This is a genomic window from Brevibacillus halotolerans (assembly GCF_026891775.1).
In the GTDB taxonomy this organism is placed as follows: domain Bacteria; phylum Bacillota; class Bacilli; order Brevibacillales; family Brevibacillaceae; genus Brevibacillus_B; species Brevibacillus_B halotolerans.
On sequence record NZ_JAPTNK010000010.1, the window covers coordinates 129,700 to 149,390 of the forward strand.

Here is a 19,691-nt window from a genome sequence, read left to right on the forward strand (position 1 = left end):
CTTTACACTTATCTCCTATCATGTTTCAATAAAAATCTGGTATGCTACATAAAAGGATACTTCTGTATCGACCAATCTCCAGACGACATGATGAAGGAGTGGCTCTCAATGTCCATTACCATTACACCACAGGCACTTGCTTGGTTCAAAAAAGACTGGGGCTTTAAATCAGGCGATTTCATTCGCTTTTTCGTCCGATACGGCGGAGGCACTAGCCTACATAAAAGCTATTCCATGGGGATTTCTAAAACCGAACCGAATGAGATTGCACTCTCCAGTACGGTTGAAGGCATGACCTTCTTTTTTGAACAAGATGATATGTGGTTTATTGAAGATAAAAGCATGACCGTTGATTTTAATGAAGCTTTAGAAGAAATTACGTTTTCTTTCCAATAAGAAAATAGATAGAAAGGCAGGTAATAGCCAAAGGACTTCTCTACTCCTTTTCTGTTACCTGCTTTTTCTCATTACAGTTGCTCATAATGGTTCTTTTACTGAGCGGTATATCCGCCATCAATAGCGGCGGCAATGCCTGTCACTCCCTTTAATCTATCGCTTACCAGCATAGAGGCATAGTCTGCAATCTCCTCTACGGACAACAATCTCTTCTGAGGAACTAAAGGGTAAATGACTTCCTCCAATACTTTTTCTAAAGGTACGTTACGAGTAATAGCCAAATCCTTCAGTTGATTTTGTACTAAAGGAGTGTCAACATAGCCGGGACACAAGGCATTTACTGTAATCCCATGTACTGCTCCCTCTAATGCGGCTACTTTCGTCAATCCAATTACTCCATGCTTGGCACTGTTGTAGGCCGCTTTTCCAGCAAATCCGATAAGCCCATTTATGGATGACATATTTAAAATCCGACCGTATCCCTGCTGTTTCATAATAGGGAAAGCATGCTTAATGCCTAGAAAAGGCCCCACTAGCATAACCTTTAGCAGTAGCTCAAAACGCTCTGTCGGAAATTCCTCAATTGGAGACACATGCTGTAGACCAGCATTATTGATTAAAATCTCCAATCTGCCATACTCTTCGACAACTCGTTGGACGCTGGCTGCAACCTGCTCCTCATTTGAAACATCACAGGGTAAGCCGATCACCTTATACCCCTGCTGACGTAGTCTCTCTGCCGACGCAGCAACAGCTCCTGCATTCAGATCAGCGATGGCAATAATTGCTCCTTCCTTAGCAAAATGCCTAGCCATCTCATAACCAATACCGCTCGCAGCCCCAGTGATGAATGCTACTCTTTGATCTAGCAACCCCATACGACATTTCTCCTCTTCCTTATCATCATGGCAACAGCCTTTCTTTCTTCCCTTTTCCGCCCTCATCTCATTAGAAAATGGAAACCACGAAAGCCAATAGGAAAACCGTTACTGTCTTCAATACAGTAATAATAAAAATATCCTTGTAGGACTGACGATGCGTAAGACCCGTGATAGCCAATAATGTAATGACAGCACCATTATGAGGCAGCGTATCCATCCCCCCTGAGGCCATGGAAGCAATCCGATGTAGGAGTTCTGGGGAAATATTAGCGGCATTTGCTAGCTCTACATACTGTTTGCCCATTACCTCCAAGGCAATCGACAAACCACCAGAGGCGGAACCAGTCATTCCAGACAGTACATTTACCGCTAAGGCCTCAGAGACCAATGGATGATCACTTGCGCCCAAAATCCAACCCTGAATGCTTTTAAAGCCTGGCAATGTCTTTACCACGTTCCCAAAGCCCACCTCTGAGGCCGTGTTAAAGATAGCAAGCAAAGCCCCCATGGCTGCTGTTGTGAGACCTGCCGCTAGCTTGCTGTGCACCGTTTTTACATTGATAGTTAAAGCTGAAATAACCCCTACTAACAACGCAATGATCAAAGCCCATGAAGAAGCTACCGTCTTCACATTTTCAATCTTAAATTTTTCGTTAAGCATAACTGGATCATACCAGCTATCGACCGCAATGAATCCTCTGCTTAACAGAAAATTAGTGAGAAGCACCAGCAACAAAGGCAAGATAGCCAAGGCAATAGGAGGATATTTTTCAGTTTCTTTTGCTTCTGGCTCATTCTTATGATTGTCACCATATCCCTCTCCCGCTATAGCCGCCTGTTTGCGACGTTTTTCCAACCACAGCATCCCGCCCAGAAAAATCAGGAAGGCTCCCACAATTCCTACTAGTGGAGCCGCATAGGCATCTGTCCCAAAGTAATTGGTTGGGATAATGTTTTGAATCTGTGGTGTACCGGGTAACGCATCCATGGTAAATGTAAACGCTCCTAAAGCAATCGTCCCCGGAATCAAGCGTTTCGGGATATTCGCTTCCCGGAAAAGAGCTGCTGCAAAGGGATAGACCGCAAAAGCTACAACGAACAAGGAAACGCCACCATAGGTAAGGATTGCACAGGCTAATACAATGGATAACACTGCACGCTTTGCTCCTAATCCTTTGACAATTGTCTGTGCGATAGAACCAGCCGCTCCGTTCAATTCCATCACCTTACCGAAAATCGCTCCCAATAAAAAGACGGGGAAAAATGCCTTAATATAATTAGCTGCATTGCTCATGAATGTCTCTGTATAGCTTGGCAATAGCGATAAGCCAGATAAAGCGACAGCCAACAGAGTAAAAATGGGGGCAAATACGATAACGGGATAGCCTCGATATGCAAAAAACATTAGTAGACTCAAAGATACAAGGATCGCTACGATCTCTAACAGCATAAATACTTCCCCTCTCTCATGTGACAAAATGGTGTCTGTCGTTTACAAGAGAAGCATAATTCATGCCATTCATTCAGTAATACGTGTTCTTTACTATCATTCCAGCAACTCACACAGATACGAACAGCCTTTTTCGCGTCCCATGCTTTTACCAACGGAACGCTTTCACATATCGCTCTTGAATTAAAGTCCAAATTTTCGGAAATAAATTCGCACGCTCTTTGCTTCCTACAAATATATAAGCTCGTCTCTATAAGAATCATAAGCCTTATCTTTGTACATGTAAAAAAGTCCAAGATTCTGGACACCTTCCAAAATATTGGACTTACTGCTTCACTTGTTGCATTTGCCTGTCAATTAGCCTCTCCCACTTATGATAAAAGCTGGATTTACTAATTCCGAGCAGTTTTGCTGCCTCCCGTTTATTTCCCCCAGTTAGTTGAACGGCCCGTAGCAACGCCTCTCGTTCAGCCTTTGCTAACCAATCTTTAAGAATAGGAAGGCTACTCTGTACCATTGGGTTTCCTGATGTGGCTGTTGGCAGCAGAATATGCTCGGCCCGAATCCAACTCCCCTCCATCATATGCATGGCACGCTCCAATACATTGCGCAGCTCTCTTACGTTGCCGGGCCAGCGGTGATAACGCAACAGCTCCCATACCTCTTCATCCATCCCTTTCACAACAATCCCCGTTGACTCCATCAGTTGCTCTTGTATACTCTCTACCAAATGCGGCAAGTCTTCTAGCCTATCACGAAGCGGCGGTATGGTAAGGGTAACAACGTGCAAGCGGTAAAATAAATCCTCGCGAAACTTTCCCGCTTTCATTAAAGCAAACATATCTTTATTCGTAGAAGCAATCACTCGTACATCTAACGAGATTGGTCGACTTGCTCCGACTCGCTCTACTTCTTTTTCTTGCAAAACGCGTAAGAGCTTGGATTGTAGAGCGAGTGGCATATCCCCAATCTCATCTAGCAGGATTGTACCTCGATCAGCTAGCTCAAATTTCCCTTTTTTCCCTTTGCGCAGAGCTCCTGTAAATGCTCCCTCCTCGTATCCAAACAACTCGGACTCCAATAAATTATCTGGGATTGCCGCGCAATTTACCCGAATAAATGGTCCCATCGCTCGCTGACTTGCCGCATGAATAGCATGCGCAAATAGTTCTTTGCCCGTCCCGCTCTCTCCCGTAATAAGTACAGTTGTATTGCTTTTAGCAACCTTCATCGCCAATTCCTTACATTTATTCATTAAGTGGCTGGTGCTAACAATCTGTTCAAAACGATAAACTGCTCCCAGTTTTCTTTGCAATTCGCCTTTATAGTAATCTAATTCTTGTTTTAATTGATCGACAGTAGCAGACAAAGCGTGAAGCTGCCGCACATCCTGAAACATAACAGTTCCTAGCACAGCAATCATGTTCCCATCCCGATAAATAGGGACACGGTTCGCTATCATATCACGGCCGTTAATCCGTTGAACCTCAGCCAATTCAGCTAATCCGGTCTTAGCTACTATATGCATGCGCGTATTCTCAATGACTGAAGTAACATGTCTGCCGATTGGATTAGCTATCCCGATGAAATTCCGATATGTATGATTCATCATTAGAATGATGCCTTCTGGATTAGTGACCACTATACATTCATATGCTTGTTCAAATACATCCTCTACTAGTTTTAGGTATTCCGACGATGCTGCGGTCTGAAAAACCATTAGTCATCCCTCCTTCTAGATCGTAACAAATGATATTCTTCCATTTATCTACCATTAGTTATAGGTTTGTTTCCTCCTAGTACCCATCTTCACTTTTCTTACATACTTTCAATTTTCAGATTTTTACTCTAAAATGAACCTCCTATTTAACTTTTCCACATCCAGCTTGTCTTATAGTAGACTTTGATAGGAGGATGTTTTTTACAATTCATTCTAATTTATTCCTGCTTCATCTGCTTCGCTCTCCTCCTCCACATAACAAATGTGCTGTTTTTTTCAAAACTACCTGTTACCAAGGCCTTCATTTTCTATCATTTTGATCCAGCTTCATCCCTTTAGCCGCTTGATCTCTTCCTTATTCCTCCTTTTCTCATCAAATTTTAATAGGAATTTTTATCTACTTTTACCAGTTATCTACCGCTTTTTCCGTGCTTGCAACTTTGTTATTCTGAGTTTGCCGAAACTTCCCAAGTCATGAGAAGTGCGGGGGATGACCGATGGTGTAAGGCTTATGCTAGCCACCTGGGGTGAATCACACATAAATGCTGCGTAGGGTTGTATCCTCAATCCGAACCCGACAACTAACCTCGTAGGTAAAAAAAAGGAGCGATGAATAATGAAGAAAAATTGGATGTCTAAAACGGTATTTGCATTGGCAGTAGGAATGGCAGTAAGCGGTGTCGCTACGTCTGCATTTGCTGCTTCTCCAGTATGCGCGGTAAAAAATCTACCAGCCAAACAAGATATTGCTTCATTGACTGAATTACTTAATCAAAAGCAAGGGAAATCCAAGGATTGCCTTCCTACAGATCTATTAAATAGCCTATTGAATCAATCGAAAGATAAGGACAACTCCATTTTTCAAAAGTTAAAAAACATTGAAGATTCGGGCACTAAATCACCTTCTGCACCAAAGATTGAAAACAGATTTGCTGACGATTCCGATGAAGCTTCTGTAGACAAACAGAAAAAACCTTCTATGAAACAAGAGAGAAAAGATAAAGCTTCAAAAGAAAACGTATCTGCTGACGCAAGCGCAATGGTGAACGAAGTAGTAGATATCGTAAACAAAGAACGTGCTAAAGCTGGTCTGAAACCACTTAGCATGGATACAGAGCTAGCTAAAATGGCAACAGACAAAGCAAAAGACATGGCAGACAACAATTATTTCGACCATGATAGCCCAACCTTCGGATCTCCATTTAACATGATGGATCAGTATAAGATTTCCTACCAAACAGCGGGCGAAAACATCGCTGAAGGCCAACGTTCTGCTGAAGAAGTAATGAAAGACTGGATGGGCAGCGACGGACACCGTGAAAACATCATGAATTCTTCCTTCACAAAAATCGGAGTAGGATACTACAACGGTTACTGGGTACAAGAATTCATCGGATAAGCAATTCTCTCAAAATAGAGGAGCAACAAAGCCTCTATCCATGTTATCTCATAAAGACAGGCGAAATTCATCATTTCGTCTGTCTTTTTTATATGCTTCTTTGACTTAATTGATTTTATATAACAGGACAAGATAATGTATTACTAGAACACAAGAGGAAACGTGTACCCGAACCGGAGGAATCTGTTATGAAAAATCGCTTTACAATTGGCAAAATGGCTCGTATGCATCGTATCGCGGAATCAACGCTTCGCTATTATGATGAAAAGGGCATTTTTCAGCCCAAAACTATTGACCAGAAAACCCAGTACCGTTACTACACCATTGACCAATTTTCTACTTTGACTTCTATTAAGTTTTTTCGCCATTTAGGGATTCCCCTACAAGAGATTAAAAGATTTATGGATGAACGTACACCCGATTTGGCTTTGGACATCCTAGAAAAGCAAAGAACATCTCTTCAACAAAAACAACAGGAAATTGTCTACATGTTAAATCGCTTGGAAAGTAAGATCACAACCATTAAACAAGGCGTAGATAAACCGGATGATTCCGTGGTATTTAAAGAGTTACCAAAGCGATATATTCACTCCATAGTCGTGGAAGCAGAACTCTCTGATGAAGAATTTGAATATCACCTTAATACCTTGCAAAGCGATCTTCAGCTTTTAGAGGTATCCTTATTTGCTGGTGATATCGGTACCTCTGTGTCCAAATCCGCCATCCTCAAAGGAGACTATCAAGATTACAACAGTTTATTTATTATGATTGATGATCTCCCCGTCGATAAAGAGCGCTATGCCAGTATTCCTGCTGGTCTGTATGCATGTACAATGCATTATGGGCCTTACGAACAGCTTGATCAGTCATATGAACGCCTCCTTTCAGCGATCAAACAGTGTCATTATGAGATTACAGACAAATCCTATGAGCTAGGCATTGTAGATTTGTCTATCACCAGTGAATCGGATGAATTTATTACTGAAATTCAAATCCCAATTCAGCCTCTATCCTCCTTATAAATCACTGATTTCAACAGAATTTATTGACTCGCAAACAAAAAATTTTCTACGCCCCCTTGAGTTTCAAGTAGCTTGAAGGTTTACAATAAGAGCTATCACAAGGAGGTCGTATTATGACAGACGCAGCAATTAAACTAAGGGAGACCCCCGTGCCAAAGCTATTCATCTCTTATCTCATCCCTTCTGTACTCGGCATGTTACTGATGTCGATTAATATTTTTGTGGATGGAGTATTTGTTAGCCGCGGGGTGGGACCAGAAGGATTAGCCGGGGTAAACATCTCCGTACCCGCCTTTTCTATCTTCCTTTCTATCTCTCTTTGGATTGGAATGGGTGGAGCCACTCTCTACTCGGCTGCCTTGGGAAGAAATGAAGTAACACACGCTCGCCAGATTTTTACCCAATCTTTTGCACTGGCACTTCTATTGGTTAGCCTCATCATGGCTGTTTGCTTAACACATATCGAACAAATAGCCTATATTTTTGGAGCTGACAAGACAATCCTGCCTTATGCACTTGATTATTTACATGTGCTGTTAACCTTCGGGATCGTTTATGTATTAGAAAACATCCTGAGCATTTTTATCCGTAATGATGGAAACCCCAAGCTAGCGATGATGGGCCTAATCGTCACATCGGTTCTGAACATACTATTTAACTATATCTTTATTTTCATGATGGGAATGGGTGTAAAGGGAGCGGCCTACGCTACGATCTTATCGGCTGCTATCGGATTTTTAGTGCTACTTACCCACTTTTGGAAGAAAGGTAGCACATTGCGTTTTGTGGCATTCCGATTTCAGCTAAAGGAAATCAGGCAAATCGTAAATATTGGCTTTCCTAGCTTTATTGCGGAGAGTACGATCGCGATCACTACTTTAGCGTACAATCTGGCTTTCATGAAATATCTGGGGGCACAGGGGGTTGCAGCCTATGCCATCGTCAACTATATTCATGCAATGCTATTGTTATTGTTCATGGGGGTAGGAGCGGCTCTGCAACCGATTGCCAGCTTCCATTATGGTGCTCAATTAAGTGAACGATTGCGAGCTAGCTTACGTTTAACAGTAAAAACTGGCTGGGGCTTCGGAATCGCCGCCTTACTTTTTGGCGTTTTGTTTTCGAATGTATTTATCATGTTATTTGACATCCAATCAGAAGAATTGATTCAAATCACCGTGAACGGGATGAATCTATTTTTTATCAACTATCTTTTCTTAGGATATAATCTTGTATATGGGGAGTATTTCCAAGCCATACAGAAGATACGCAAATCACTGTGGATTATTTTAACCCGTGGTGTCTTGCTGGTTATTCCTTTGGTGTTTATCCTGCCAAAATGGTTCGGGGTAAATGGCATTTGGCTCGCAATCCCTATTGCCGAAGCATTGACCGCATTAGGCATTCGTATGTTAAATCGCAAAACACCACCTGTTCCACAATTTACAAAGCGCGAAACAGAAGTTACTGTCTAACAAGTACGAAAAAGGTAGCCCGAAATGAGCTACCTTTTTTATATACATGCAAAATCAATTGATCTTCAATCAAAACCTTGTTGGTTGCTGTTATCCTTGTACCAAGCTTCTTTTCGCTAAGGCTAGAGCACCGCACACTCCTGCATTATCCCCTAGTGCCGGTGGAACAATATAGGTTGACAAGTCGTTACAGAAATACTGATTTTCACTCACATAGCCTTGTAATAGCTCGCTCAGTTGCTGTCTTACTAGGGGAAATAGCTGCTCCTGCTTCATAACCCCGCCGCCTATGATGAGCCTTTTAGGTGCTAAGATAAGGACATAATTCATCAACGCTTGAGCTAAATAATAAGCCTCCAGCTCCCAGACCTCTGTGCTTGCTTGCAATTTTGCTCCCTTTTGATTCCACCGTTTTTCAATAGCTGGTCCAGATGCCATGCCCTCTAAACAGTTGCCATGGTACGGACACACACCTGTAAACGAATCGAGATGGTGTGGTTTTACCAAGATATGTCCCATCTCTGGGTGAGACATACCGTGTAATAGCTTTCCTTCAACAATAGCCCCAACACCAATTCCCGTACCTACTGTCATATAGATGCAACTATCTAAGCCTTTTGCGGCACCCCAAGTAGCCTCACCCAATGCAGCAGCATTTACATCTGTATCAAACGCAATCGGAACAGAAAAATGCTCTTTCATATGACCAAGCACGTTATAATTTCTCCAAGCGAGCTTTGGCGTATTCCTTACATATCCATAGGTAGCACTAGCTGTGTTTAGATCAATCGGTCCAAACGAGCCTATTCCAATCACATCTAGCTTCTTTTGGTGTAAAAAGGTTATTACCTGCTCCAAGGTTTCTTGAGGAGTCGTGGTTGGAAAGCTGCTTCTCTCCAAAATCTCTCCAAATTCATTTCCGATTGCACAGACAAACTTTGTTCCCCCTGCTTCCACTGCCCCTAGTCTCATTTCTTGGTGCACTCCTTTGTAGCCTGAATGGTTTTACATCATCTTTTGCTTACTGGTATAAGCCACTCTTACTATCAGATGCTACCACTTCGGTTTCTTCACTGTGCTTTCCTTCTGCTGGTGCTCCATGGGAGCCACCTTGCAAATTTAAAAGAACACATCCTGCGATGATCAATAGAATAGCAATCACCTTTTGTAAGGATAGACTATCCTTAAACCAAATAATCCCAATGGTCGCGATTAATGCAGTACCGATTCCTGACCAAATTGCATACACAACGCCAACCTCTAATTTTTTTAAAGCTAAACTTAACGAGGAAAAGCAAATCAGATAAAACACAAACATAAGAATGGTTGGCCATATCTTCGTTAATCCATTCGACAGCTTCATCATAGTCGTGCCTGCAACCTCTAATAAAATAGCTACTCCCAAAAAGACCCAACTCATTTCGCTCTCTCCTCTCTATTTGCTGACTCACTCTCTCTATCTCTTACACCCTCCACCATGATATCCATGATGGCTTCCAGCGCCTCATGCACTGTCATTTGCTGCTGTGTGAGCGGAGATTGATAGGTCATCTGCTGTAAGGAACCTATAAACATCTGGATAAAAACCTTCACATTCACAGGCCGAAAGACACCTTCTGCAATGCCTTCTTCCATAAATCTGCTTATATTGTCCCATCCCTCATGCATAAGCGTATTAAAAATCTGCCACTGCTCAGGATAAAACCTCTTTAATTCTTCTAAGAATCGTAAATCAAACGTGATAAGCTCACTAGGAATCACGAAGAACAACTGCTTTAATTTTTCAATTGGTCCCAGCTGCTCATGTTGTAAGATTTCTGTTTCTTTATTGAAATAATGCTGCATATCCTGCTGAATAATGTAGGCTAGCAGCTCCTCTTTGGATGTAAAAATACCATATAAGGTTTTCGTGCTAACGCCTGCATGCTGAGCAACGTTTGCCATTGTGAATTTGACACCATATCGCTTCACCTCTTCAATCGCACACACTGCAATGCGATTTTGCATTGAGATCACCCCCTCTGGAACCAAGGAAAATATTTTATTTTTTATATTTTCCACTGTTACTATTTTAAAATAAAAAACATTTGTTAGCAATCCCCTACCACTCATTCCCTTTGACGAAGCTATGTTACTATTCCCCTATTATTCAATTTACTTAGCCCCATAGGTAGAAAATAAAGCTTTTACCAGATAGGCGGCTTCTGTCCCAACACTGCCTTGCTGATGAATCGGTACACGTTGCCCTATAAAAAAAACAGAGTGCTGGGAATTCTCTCTTCCAACACTCTGCTTGTCTGTTGCTATCTGCAATAGCTTATGCACTTCATTTGGCCACTATGCCGTTCTTGTTAGCAAATTACCAATAAATTTTTGCCCAGCTCTATACTCACTTCTTTTGTCCTTACTCGGTATCTGTCCCTCTTTTCACTACAAGCAGACAAATCGTAATCATCACAAAGGCAACTAATGCTAAGAAAGGTATTGTGATGAAGCCGAGCCAATTAATATACTCACCTGTACATGGCACACCTTGCGTACAGAAGGACATTCCTTTCATAAAAGGAACCTTCTGTACGCTATAGTGGTAAGCCGAAGTGATCATGCCAATAATCGAAAGCGGCAAAATGTATCTATAGATACTGGTATCATTGCGATACACAGCCATCCCCAACAGGATTGTCAAAGGATACATTAAGATTCGCTGATACCAGCAAAGCGTGCACGGGACAAAATGCATTACTTCACTAAAATAAAGGCTGCCAACCGTGGCAATAATTGCAGTAATCCAGGAAAACACTAACGGCTTGTTCATACGCTATTTCCCCTCTGTAACAGGGTTAGCGGCTTCTTCTACAGCCTTTTTGAAGTCATCCATGGTAGTTCCCTCAAATCGCTTACCATTAATGTATAAGGTTGGGGTTCCTCTTACATCCAGCCTTTTTACAATAGCCAAATCCTTGTCAACAGCCGCTTGGTATTTCTTAGCCGTAAAAGCCTGCATAACCTTTTCCGTTTGCTTTTGATCAGCGATTTGACCGATAAGACCTTTTAGCTTATCCTCTGTAAAATAATCTTGTTTTTCCAGACTAAGGTCCTCTGGCTGGTTTTTATATAATAAATCATGGAATTTCCAGAAAAAGTCATTCCCTAATTCTCCATAAACCGTTTCAGCAAATAAAGCTGTTCGGTGAGAATCTACAGCAAGAAATGGATCTTGGAAGAAATAAAACTGAGCTATTCCAGTCTCCACAAAATCTTTATCAATTTGTTTTACAAGCTCTTCATTAAATGTTTTGCAGGCTGGGCATTTATAATCACCAAACTCTATAATTTTAACTTTGGCAGTCTCTTTACCAAAGTAAGGCTGCCCTTCATAATCTGTAGCTTCCATCAATGCCAGTTGCGTTGATTTTGGCATAAGAAAGAGATACGCTACTACTAAAACAGCTATGATTCCGATACTCCAAAAAATCCATTTTGAAGATTGATCAGAGGATTGTCCTTTTTTACCTGATCCAGCTTTCGTCTTTTTGTTGTGTTGCTTTTTCAACTTGACACCACCCATACTATTATTTATTTACTTACAAAAGTACAGTTATTTTCCATAGTAGTTGATCTTGGACTTTATCGCAATGCTGTGATCTTCTCTAAAGTGGATATTTTTTGAACGAATTGTAACATTACTTCTAGTTTTCATTTTTTTCTAATCAGCAATCCTTGTCGAGTATCTCCAGTATATTTTTTATTTGTTTGCAATTGCAAGTCTATTCTTCGCTATTCAACAAGGATATTCTGCTTTATTAGACATTTATGATATATGGATTACATCACTGTTTAGATAATTTCCTCTGGTTTACATTAACTGAAAGATTAGTAATTATTTCCGTTATTTACTTTGGATACTTTTATCTTAACTAAAAAACTTTCCCAGTATAAAAGCTTTTAACTAAAATAATGGAAAAAAACGACACGAACCTAGCAGGAAAAAAGATGAAAAATGGGACGACAGTATGACTTTTTTCTCTTGTAAAAAAGCGTGATAAGCACTATTCTGATACTTAGCCGTATATTTTCAGGAGTTCTATATTTAGAGAGAATTCCATGCTAACTTGCCGTTTCAATATCGGGATAAAAGGTTTACAAATGAGTATCAAAAGAAGATTGATCCACTATCTGGAGGGGAAAGACATGTTTAAAAAGAAAACGCTACTTTTGCTGTCCTCAGCTTTGTTAATTGGGGCTTTGCCTGCTACAACTGATGCAGCTGTCGTGAAAAAAAATATTCAAGCTACTTACAACAATGTGAAAGTAAAGTATAACGGCTATGTAGTTCCAACTGATACCGAGCCATTCATCGTAAACGGTACTACATACATCCCGCTTCGCATGATGGCAGGGGTATTTAACAAGGATGTTTCTTGGGATCAAGCTTCCTTTACAGTATCTGTAGGAGATCGTGTAGATCCTAAGATTGCACAGCTACAAGCAGAGCTTGCTGCCAAAGATTCTAAAATCTCTACGTTAGAAAAAGACGTTACCTACTATAGAGATCAATTAGATAAGAAGGATAAAGATAAAAAGAAAAAGAGCAAAAAAGATGATGTAGATGATCTAGAGGACAATCTAAACGATGATTATGGTAAATGGAAAAAAATCGAATGGGATATCACTCTAAAAGGTGACGAGGATGATATCGACGTAACCATTAAGGTTGACCTTGATGATTATAAGAGCAAATATGAAGACCTAAGTGAATCAGAAATCAAAAAATTCATCAAAGATATCTGTGATGACATCTGGGATGAGTTTGATGATGCTGACATTGATGGAACAATCTATGACACTGATGGTAAAGATGACTTGTGGGAATTCAAAGGTAAAGGTAAAACGAATAAAGTTACCTACGACAAGCAATAAGCTAAATAACCAAGAATTCTTATTCAATCGGTCCCGGAGGCTTTCTCCGGGGCTTTTTGCATGATGGTCGGCCTATAAACAAAAGGAAACAGAAAACTGAACAGAACAAGAAACCAGATATGAACAGAAATTACCTGGTTCATCTTCTGGCTTCTTTATCATTTATCCCTATCTTTATTCGTAAAAGGTACTCGTATCCGAGCTATTCATTATCCTAGCTTCTGGGCAAAGGTAGCGCCAAACTCCTTGCATTCCTCAATTTCCTTATCTCCAGGTGAAAGCTCGATCTTCAAGCCCTCTACTACGATTTCTGCTCCTAAGGATTGCAGCTTCTTAATCAGTGTCTCTACAGCCTCTCCAAACATTGGATAGCTCGTATCGCCAGAGCCGAATACAGCCGCTTTCTTGCCACTAAGATCAAGTCCGTCCATTTCATCGTAAAAGTCGAGGAATTCATCCGGCAGATCTCCGTCGCCCCAAGTGTATGCCCCTAACAGGATTGCATCATATTCAACCAAGTCAGCAGCTTTCGCATTCCATACCTCTTTTACTTCAATTTCTAGCCCTTGTTCGCGAATGCTTTCCGCAATCAGTTCTGCCATTTCCTCGGTGTTTCCTGTCATGCTCGCATATATCATTCCAATTTTGCTCACGGAGATCTCTCCCTTATATCTATATTTCTAATCCTTAAATGAAAATTATTATCACTTACATAATATTGATACTGATTCTCATTGTCAATATTTTTTTAAAAAATAACAAGCTGATTTTACACCAGCTTGTTGCCTACATATCCTAGAGGAAGCCTTGCTCCATCTTCATTCTGCTTTCTCTTCTGAAGGGTTTGCTGTTAATCTTTTTCGAGAGCTTTGATATTTACCAGTGGCAGGGACCTGACCAATCGCTTTGGCTAGTCCGAACAACGGCATATTCGCGTAAATTGCCTCATACTTGGAGGGTTCCATGCTATAGGTTTCGTGAAAAATACCTACACTTCCATCTGAACCTATTTTGCGCTGAAAATCCTTCCAAGCCTTTAGATGATAGCCACCATGGGCATAGCTTTCTAGCTGATCATAGGAATCCCAGTACTGTATGAGACCGATTGTTCTACCATTCCAACAATTTTCTGCTCCTATAAACCCTAATTCTGGGTGCTGGTATAGCTCTTTAAGCATCTTCACCATTGCGAGAAAGACAGGAATCCATTTATGAACGGCCCACCATTTATTGATGCGCATTCCAATGTAAAACACCACGAAGGATTTACCCCCTGATGCTGCGAATCGACCATTTTGTACTTTATTCATCATCTTCTCTCCCCTTCTTTGTGCATTCTTATTTCGTATCTTCCGTGATTGTTACTAACCCTGTCATTCCAGGCCGCAAACGTAATTCAGCATGATCCAGTAGCACCTTGACCATAAATGTATGGGAACCGCTATCTGTGATGGGTGAAATCTGCTCTAAGGCATTTTCTTTTCCCGTACCAAAAAAATCAATACAAGAGCTACCGCGAATGCGAGCACTGCCATCGCCAAGCTATCCTGCAAAGCCTGAATAGTAGCATATTTTTGAACCAATTGCCCCATTAATCCCAAAGACATACTCTGTGCCTCCATGCTCGAAAATCCTTTATGGCTAAACATTTGTATAAATTGCTGTAGTGTCTCGCTGGTTGACACGCTTTTATATGTAACCGTTTCTGATAAATGAGCCGTATATGTAGCACCGCGCTGATAAAAATAGCTAATTAAGCCAGCGATGCCAATTGAGATAGCCATTTGTCGAGAAACGTTAGTAATGACAGAGCCTGCCGATATCCTGCTTTGATCCGTAATAGCTAACAGAGGAATCTGCATAGAGGTCATTAAGCATAAACCCATTCCTACACCCCTGAGTACCAGTAACCATGTCATATAGCTCATATCCGTATGTAGATCGATCTGAGCAATGCCGATCCCAGATAGGATACATAGTGCAATGCCACTAATAATAAAAGGCTTTACTCCCCATTTAGGCGCCAGTATTCCACTTAGCGGCGTCACAATACCAGATGCAATCGCTTGAGGCAGTAGGAGAAGGCCTGTTTCCATTGCTGTTTTTCCTAGCATGTTTTCCGAATAAATAGGCAAGAGATAAATAACACTAAAATTGGCTGCCATGATCAAGCTGTTAACCAAAACACCTAATGTAAAATCTCGATTACCAAACAAACGGATATCCACTAAAGGCTCCGATGTCGATAGCTCTCTCTGAATAAAGAGAACACCACTCACTAATGCTGACAAAAATAACGAAACGATATAAAAGGAACTCCACCCCTCCTGCTCTCCCTTCGTAAAGGCTAACAAGGTCGCAACAAGAAATACACTCGCGTACACAAACCCCAGTAAATCAAAGCGGTGCCCTCCTTCTGCACTTGTCTCTGGTAAAAAGCGCCAGACTAAATAAAGAGCCAGTAATCCAAATGGAATATTCACAGTAAAAATCAATCGCCAATCCAAATATTCTACAAAATAGCCACTCAAGCTAGGTCCGATTGCTGGCGCGACAAATACCGAGATGCCAAATACCCCCATTGCCGGACCCATTTTTTCCACAGGTACAACATATTGAATCATCGACTGTCCAATTGTCATCATCAAGCCACCGCCCATGGCTTGAACAATTCTTGCTGCGATCATGCTTTCATTGCTCCATGCCAATCCACAAAATAACGAACCTAACGTAAACAGGAGCAGGCTAACAAGATAGCTCACCTTCATGCCATAACGAGCGCCTACATATCCTGAAAGGGGAATGATAGCTGCCATCGTAAGTGTATAAATCGTAACTACCCATTGAATCTCGTCCGTAGAGACTCCAAAAACATTCATCATTTCTGGGATCGCCACATTAACAATACTGGTATCCAATACCGCCATAAATGTGCCTAGCACAATAGCAAATACAGCGGGCCAAAAGCTCTGGGAAGAAGAATGCGCTTGGTCTAGATAACGTTGTTTCGTTCTACTCATGATTTCTCTCCTATCTCACAAGAATCGTGACCGTAGCATTACTTCCAGGCGTAAAATGAAAAGCTTGTTGAACAAAGCTGATTTTAACCGGAATACGTTGTGTGACCTTGGTAAAACTACCCCCTGCATTCGTTCGAGGGAGCAAAGAAAATGTGGACTGCGTCGCCTCTCCGACATATTCAACCTTGCCTTGATACACATGACCGGGAAACATATCTAAGCGAATCTCCACCGGCTGCCCAGCTTTAACATAGCTTGCTTTGGTTTCTTCTATATTGGCCTGAATATATAAGGTGGCTTTGTTCATTACAAGGGCTAACGGATTACCAGCACCTACAATCTCCCCTTGATTAGCAAGCTTTTGAATAATGACACCATCGATTGGAGATCGTACAACCATGTTTTCTAAAGAAGAAACATTATTGGCATTTACTTGTTCGAGCCTGGAAACTACCTGATTCATGCGAACCTGCGTACCCTCTTCTAAACTGAATTGTTCTATCTTTCCTGGTACCTTAGCTGCTATTTTATAGATTTCCCCTGTAACCTGAGCATCTTCAGTTGTGACGTAATAGTAATTTTTGTAGCTGTAGTACAAAATAATTGAGATCGCCACCACTAGAATAATAGTAAGGATGATTTTAAAATTGCGCGTCTTAGTTGATCTTGCTTTCATATAAGCTAAACACTCCTATTAACATACCGACTGGCGGTTTGTATTCGATAAAAAATAAAGAGCTCCTATGCTCGTTCTCATGATTGTTTCTTTGGATTGGACTACAATACTTTCTCTTTATTGGCTCAAGGCAGAAGGATCGTGTTCCATACTTGGATCATTTGCAAAAGCTCCTTTCCCTGTAGGTAAAGCAGACGGAGATCAGTAGTTGACCTCCTGCTATTCCTAGTATTTTTCACTTGCTTCTTTTTTGTTTTGCAATAAATCATTCATAATAAGGTATAAATCATCAGCCGCAAATAGATTAACGCCCATTTCTTTTGCAATTATGCTCCCATACATATTTATCATAAAAAAATGAGCCATTTTCCGTGGATCGATATTTGGGGAAATAGCATCTGCTTCCTGCCCGCATTGAAGCCACTTCATTTGCATATCAACAGAAAATTGATGAAATCGGTTTAATAAAGTAGCAATCCCTTTATTTTCCTTTTGGCTAAGGAGATATATAAAAATTTGACTGGAGACTTCTTTTTCTCCCTGTAGCAACTCAGTAAAACCATCAATGATGGCTTTTAGTGGATCATGCAATTCTCCACGTTTGGCAATTTCCACTTGGTGCTGAAATTGCTCGTTTACCTTTTCCATTTTCGTTTGCAAAATATAAGCAAATAGCTCATCCTTACTTTGCACATAATGATAAATGGCTCCTTTTGACAATTTGGTTCTGTTCATAATCTCTTGTAGGGTAGTTTGCCGGCATCCCCGTTCACGAATGAGATCCTCCGTAGTTGCTACTAGTAGCTGAAAAGTGGACACGGCGTGATTCTGTTGTGTCATGAGCACGTTCTCCTTTTAGCATAATTTCCTTGTCACTATTTTACAAACCGCTGGTCGGTTTGTAAAGAGGAATATAAAAAAACAGACAACGGATTGGCAGTCTGTTTTTCCTTTTTACGGGTTTTCATTAGACAAGCGCCAGCAGAAACACCAAATCTAGCTAGCTACACCGATAAGTGATCCTTGATTTCTTTGATTTGCTCTAGGTGTCTTTGCTCATGAAGTCCAACAAATTCAATCCATTGATTTATGTCTAGAAGCCCAAATGCTGGATGAGTAAATCCTTTTTTGGCAAGCTGAGAACTCTCTGTATCTTCGCAAGCGCCCAACAAAGAGGTACGAGTAGATTCCAACTTCAGGAGTAAGTCCTGTAGATGTTTAGGTTCATCTGTTGGTTCATAAGGAGCGGGAGCTTGCACCTTGTTGTTACGATCCAGTATGAAGGAAATGGACTTTGGATCTATTTGTACATCCTCACTATGTAGCGCCTTCCTCACATGGTAAGCTACCGCTTTTTCGGTCAGATACAAATGCTCCAGTACCTGTCCTATCGTCCAGACACCCTCCATTGCTCTTTGATTGAGTTCTGTATCTGACAAATCATCTACCGTCTCAATTAATTCTGTCCTGACTGCATGTATATTCATAGGTGTACCTCCTTTTTCTAGAATTTTCCCAATATCTATCTGTTCTTCACATTGATTGGAATTTCCTGTCTCACTTTCCCTTATAGAATTTACACTCAAAGGAAATAAACATTGAACACAGAATGTTCCCTTAGTTTCCTGAAATATATTGTCCCACTGGTAAATACTCTCCCATCTGCATAGAAACCTGTTGACCAAAGGGGATATTTACTGCTGTGCAAGGAAAACATGCAGATACCACCATATTGCGATAAATGACACCTTTTACTGGCTGATTGCCTAAATCAATCCAAGTGTACCCATGCTCAGGAATGGCAAAGGCGGGACGCGGAGCTCCGAATCCTACTACCAATGTAGCAAATCCTTGTTCGTCCAACACGGTTTGATAATCAGCCACCGTACAAATGGTAGCAGTCCCAATCTTAGAGACAAAGGACATGCTCCAATATCGCATATTTTCTAGTCCTGTAATGGACTGATTATGGTACGTATCAGGGAATGTGGGGGCCTTCCATCTCAAACACAAATACTGAGTAGGCGAGGAATAAAGCGGGGCATATATATAACCTCCCTGTGGGTTACCTAGTAAAACGAGATTTTGCTTGTAAGATGGACGAGTCCAGGTGAGCCCATTAGTATTTGGCGGCAAAGCTCCTGTTCGATTTGCTATTGGATTAGACGGCATGGAGCATGCTTGATTGCTTTGTTGTAAAATAGCTTTCATATCAAATGGCTTCGAATTTTTTATTCTGAGACGTTTGCCATCTCGTATGCGCCGATAGGTGATTTTCGGTAGAGCTCCCCCTGCCTCGTCTGCTCCTTCACTTGCTACATATATACGATAGACTAGAATCCCCCACGAATTAGGCTGACCATTTGGCAGTGCGCCAACAAAAAATATATTATTGCCTACCCCAGGAACAAAAGGGCATACATATTGAGGTGGTGGTATGAACTGAAGCTTGAGTGTATAGCTGCGATTTGTAGCTTGCCAATTCGCATATGGCTCAAACGTATTTACACATCCATCATTGGGGATTAGCATTTGATCAAACGCGGTTGCAATCACTTGCAGATTGCAGCCGTAAACTGTATAAGACATATAACGTGAACAAGGATATTCTCCCTCGATAATGATCTCTACGTCAGGATCAACTACAAACGGATAGAAATAGTACCTCGCATGACAATCAGGGTACAATGCATTTTCTTCAAAAGCCGTCCACTCTGTCATGAATATTTCCC

Annotated in this window: 22 protein-coding genes and 1 riboswitch; of the genes, 5 read left to right on the forward strand and 17 right to left on the reverse strand. The window is 41.2% G+C overall.

The window, feature by feature from the left end; genetic code table 11:
* Positions 1-108: 108 nt before the first annotated feature.
* Positions 109-396, forward strand: coding sequence for a HesB/YadR/YfhF family protein (locus tag O0550_RS14150; RefSeq protein WP_003334454.1), 288 nt, complete (start codon positions 109-111; stop codon positions 394-396).
* Between the two features lie 95 nt (positions 397-491).
* On the opposite strand, the gene O0550_RS14155 is transcribed toward O0550_RS14150, so the two are convergent.
* From O0550_RS14155 to O0550_RS14165, 3 genes are all read right to left on the reverse strand, one after another.
* Positions 492-1,268 carry a 3-hydroxybutyrate dehydrogenase gene (locus O0550_RS14155; RefSeq protein ID WP_162988380.1) on the reverse strand — a complete coding sequence of 259 codons (777 nt, stop codon included), beginning with the start codon at positions 1,266-1,268 and terminating at the stop codon, positions 492-494.
* 76 nt (positions 1,269-1,344) lie between these two features.
* Complete coding sequence (locus O0550_RS14160; protein WP_258426666.1) at positions 1,345-2,727, reverse strand: GntP family permease; 1,383 nt, start codon at positions 2,725-2,727, stop codon at positions 1,345-1,347.
* Positions 2,728-3,052: 325 nt separating this feature from the next.
* A complete protein-coding gene (locus O0550_RS14165; RefSeq protein WP_258426667.1) occupies positions 3,053-4,447 on the reverse strand; it encodes a sigma-54 interaction domain-containing protein in 1,395 nt (464 codons plus the stop codon).
* A gap of 445 nt (positions 4,448-4,892) precedes the next feature.
* Positions 4,893-5,058, forward strand: a riboswitch (cyclic di-AMP (ydaO/yuaA leader).
* A gap of 5 nt (positions 5,059-5,063) precedes the next feature.
* Here O0550_RS14165 and O0550_RS14170 point away from each other — a divergent pair.
* From O0550_RS14170 to O0550_RS14180, 3 genes are all read left to right on the forward strand, one after another.
* Positions 5,064-5,846 carry a CAP domain-containing protein gene (locus tag O0550_RS14170; RefSeq protein ID WP_101669207.1) on the forward strand — a complete coding sequence of 261 codons (783 nt, stop codon included), beginning with the start codon at positions 5,064-5,066 and terminating at the stop codon, positions 5,844-5,846.
* Positions 5,847-6,034: 188 nt separating this feature from the next.
* Entirely contained in the window at positions 6,035-6,868 is an 834-nt protein-coding gene (locus O0550_RS14175; RefSeq protein ID WP_003341081.1) for a MerR family transcriptional regulator, read from the forward strand.
* A gap of 113 nt (positions 6,869-6,981) precedes the next feature.
* Positions 6,982-8,343, forward strand: a complete 1,362-nt coding sequence (locus tag O0550_RS14180; RefSeq protein WP_101669208.1) for an MATE family efflux transporter — start codon at positions 6,982-6,984, stop codon at positions 8,341-8,343.
* A gap of 90 nt (positions 8,344-8,433) precedes the next feature.
* Here O0550_RS14180 and O0550_RS14185 read toward each other — a convergent pair whose 3' ends face one another.
* The 6 genes from O0550_RS14185 to O0550_RS14210 form a co-directional block, all read right to left on the reverse strand.
* Positions 8,434-9,315 (reverse strand): ROK family protein, encoded by an 882-nt coding sequence (locus tag O0550_RS14185; protein ID WP_258426668.1) that lies wholly within the window; start codon positions 9,313-9,315, stop codon positions 8,434-8,436.
* Positions 9,316-9,364: 49 nt separating this feature from the next.
* Complete coding sequence (locus tag O0550_RS14190) at positions 9,365-9,763, reverse strand: DMT family transporter (RefSeq protein ID WP_096887093.1); 399 nt, start codon at positions 9,761-9,763, stop codon at positions 9,365-9,367.
* Positions 9,760-10,350 carry a TetR/AcrR family transcriptional regulator gene (locus tag O0550_RS14195; protein WP_258426669.1) on the reverse strand — a complete coding sequence of 197 codons (591 nt, stop codon included), beginning with the start codon at positions 10,348-10,350 and terminating at the stop codon, positions 9,760-9,762. Before O0550_RS14195 ends, O0550_RS14190 begins: the two co-directional genes overlap by 4 nt.
* A 147-nt stretch (positions 10,351-10,497) precedes the next feature.
* Positions 10,498-10,668, reverse strand: a complete 171-nt coding sequence (locus O0550_RS14200; RefSeq protein WP_003334443.1) for a hypothetical protein — start codon at positions 10,666-10,668, stop codon at positions 10,498-10,500.
* 79 nt (positions 10,669-10,747) lie between these two features.
* A complete protein-coding gene (locus O0550_RS14205) occupies positions 10,748-11,158 on the reverse strand; it encodes a disulfide oxidoreductase (RefSeq protein WP_064017349.1) in 411 nt (136 codons plus the stop codon).
* A gap of 3 nt (positions 11,159-11,161) precedes the next feature.
* Positions 11,162-11,896 carry a DsbA family protein gene (locus O0550_RS14210; RefSeq protein ID WP_258426670.1) on the reverse strand — a complete coding sequence of 245 codons (735 nt, stop codon included), beginning with the start codon at positions 11,894-11,896 and terminating at the stop codon, positions 11,162-11,164.
* Between the two features lie 638 nt (positions 11,897-12,534).
* On the opposite strand from O0550_RS14210, the gene O0550_RS14215 reads away from it, so the two are divergent.
* On the forward strand, positions 12,535-13,263 hold the full coding sequence (locus O0550_RS14215; RefSeq protein ID WP_258426671.1) for a copper amine oxidase N-terminal domain-containing protein: 729 nt from the start codon (positions 12,535-12,537) through the stop codon (positions 13,261-13,263).
* Positions 13,264-13,472: 209 nt separating this feature from the next.
* On the opposite strand, the gene O0550_RS14220 is transcribed toward O0550_RS14215, so the two are convergent.
* The 8 genes from O0550_RS14220 to O0550_RS14250 form a co-directional block, all read right to left on the reverse strand.
* Positions 13,473-13,916: a flavodoxin gene (locus O0550_RS14220; RefSeq protein ID WP_163245867.1), complete on the reverse strand. Its 444-nt coding sequence runs from the start codon at positions 13,914-13,916 to the stop codon at positions 13,473-13,475.
* A 165-nt stretch (positions 13,917-14,081) separates the two neighbouring features.
* Positions 14,082-14,573 (reverse strand): DUF4188 domain-containing protein, encoded by a 492-nt coding sequence (locus O0550_RS14225; RefSeq protein ID WP_041752418.1) that lies wholly within the window; start codon positions 14,571-14,573, stop codon positions 14,082-14,084.
* A 28-nt stretch (positions 14,574-14,601) separates the two neighbouring features.
* A complete protein-coding gene (locus O0550_RS24865; protein ID WP_488153943.1) occupies positions 14,602-14,688 on the reverse strand; it encodes a hypothetical protein in 87 nt (28 codons plus the stop codon).
* Between the two features lie 41 nt (positions 14,689-14,729).
* Entirely contained in the window at positions 14,730-16,283 is a 1,554-nt protein-coding gene (locus O0550_RS14230) for an MDR family MFS transporter (protein ID WP_258426672.1), read from the reverse strand.
* Positions 16,284-16,293: 10 nt separating this feature from the next.
* Positions 16,294-16,959 (reverse strand): HlyD family secretion protein, encoded by a 666-nt coding sequence (locus O0550_RS14235; RefSeq protein WP_003341104.1) that lies wholly within the window; start codon positions 16,957-16,959, stop codon positions 16,294-16,296.
* Between the two features lie 225 nt (positions 16,960-17,184).
* The gene (locus tag O0550_RS14240) at positions 17,185-17,799 is read right to left on the reverse strand and encodes a TetR/AcrR family transcriptional regulator (RefSeq protein WP_258426673.1); all 615 of its coding nucleotides are present in this window, start codon (positions 17,797-17,799) and stop codon (positions 17,185-17,187) included.
* A gap of 164 nt (positions 17,800-17,963) precedes the next feature.
* On the reverse strand, positions 17,964-18,446 hold the full coding sequence (locus O0550_RS14245) for a DinB family protein (RefSeq protein WP_258426674.1): 483 nt from the start codon (positions 18,444-18,446) through the stop codon (positions 17,964-17,966).
* Positions 18,447-18,576: 130 nt separating this feature from the next.
* Positions 18,577-19,680 (reverse strand): hypothetical protein, encoded by a 1,104-nt coding sequence (locus O0550_RS14250; RefSeq protein WP_258426675.1) that lies wholly within the window; start codon positions 19,678-19,680, stop codon positions 18,577-18,579.
* Positions 19,681-19,691 lie beyond the last annotated feature (11 nt).

Excerpts from the sequence above, each read along its gene's own strand:
- O0550_RS14170 (WP_101669207.1), top strand. The coding sequence starts at position 5,064 with ATGAAGAAAAATTGGATGTCTAAAACGGTATTTGCATTGGCAGTAGGA.
- O0550_RS14250 (WP_258426675.1), bottom strand. The coding sequence starts at position 19,680 with ATGACAGAGTGGACGGCTTTTGAAGAAAATGCATTGTACCCTGATTGT.
- O0550_RS14160 (WP_258426666.1), bottom strand. The coding sequence starts at position 2,727 with ATGCTGTTAGAGATCGTAGCGATCCTTGTATCTTTGAGTCTACTAATG.
- O0550_RS14175 (WP_003341081.1), top strand. The coding sequence starts at position 6,035 with ATGAAAAATCGCTTTACAATTGGCAAAATGGCTCGTATGCATCGTATC.
- O0550_RS14235 (WP_003341104.1), bottom strand. The coding sequence starts at position 16,959 with ATGAAAGCAAGATCAACTAAGACGCGCAATTTTAAAATCATCCTTACT.
- O0550_RS14180 (WP_101669208.1), top strand. The coding sequence starts at position 6,982 with ATGACAGACGCAGCAATTAAACTAAGGGAGACCCCCGTGCCAAAGCTA.
- O0550_RS14230 (WP_258426672.1), bottom strand. The coding sequence starts at position 16,283 with ATGAGTAGAACGAAACAACGTTATCTAGACCAAGCGCATTCTTCTTCC.
- O0550_RS14185 (WP_258426668.1), bottom strand. The coding sequence starts at position 9,315 with ATGAGACTAGGGGCAGTGGAAGCAGGGGGAACAAAGTTTGTCTGTGCA.
- O0550_RS14195 (WP_258426669.1), bottom strand. The coding sequence starts at position 10,350 with ATGCAAAATCGCATTGCAGTGTGTGCGATTGAAGAGGTGAAGCGATAT.
- O0550_RS14215 (WP_258426671.1), top strand. The coding sequence starts at position 12,535 with ATGTTTAAAAAGAAAACGCTACTTTTGCTGTCCTCAGCTTTGTTAATT.
- O0550_RS14165 (WP_258426667.1), bottom strand. The coding sequence starts at position 4,447 with ATGGTTTTTCAGACCGCAGCATCGTCGGAATACCTAAAACTAGTAGAG.
- O0550_RS14190 (WP_096887093.1), bottom strand. The coding sequence starts at position 9,763 with ATGAGTTGGGTCTTTTTGGGAGTAGCTATTTTATTAGAGGTTGCAGGC.
- O0550_RS14225 (WP_041752418.1), bottom strand. The coding sequence starts at position 14,573 with ATGAATAAAGTACAAAATGGTCGATTCGCAGCATCAGGGGGTAAATCC.
- O0550_RS14205 (WP_064017349.1), bottom strand. The coding sequence starts at position 11,158 with ATGAACAAGCCGTTAGTGTTTTCCTGGATTACTGCAATTATTGCCACG.
- O0550_RS24865 (WP_488153943.1), bottom strand. The coding sequence starts at position 14,688 with ATGGTCAAGGTGCTACTGGATCATGCTGAATTACGTTTGCGGCCTGGA.
- O0550_RS14150 (WP_003334454.1), top strand. The coding sequence starts at position 109 with ATGTCCATTACCATTACACCACAGGCACTTGCTTGGTTCAAAAAAGAC.
- O0550_RS14240 (WP_258426673.1), bottom strand. The coding sequence starts at position 17,799 with ATGACACAACAGAATCACGCCGTGTCCACTTTTCAGCTACTAGTAGCA.
- O0550_RS14245 (WP_258426674.1), bottom strand. The coding sequence starts at position 18,446 with ATGAATATACATGCAGTCAGGACAGAATTAATTGAGACGGTAGATGAT.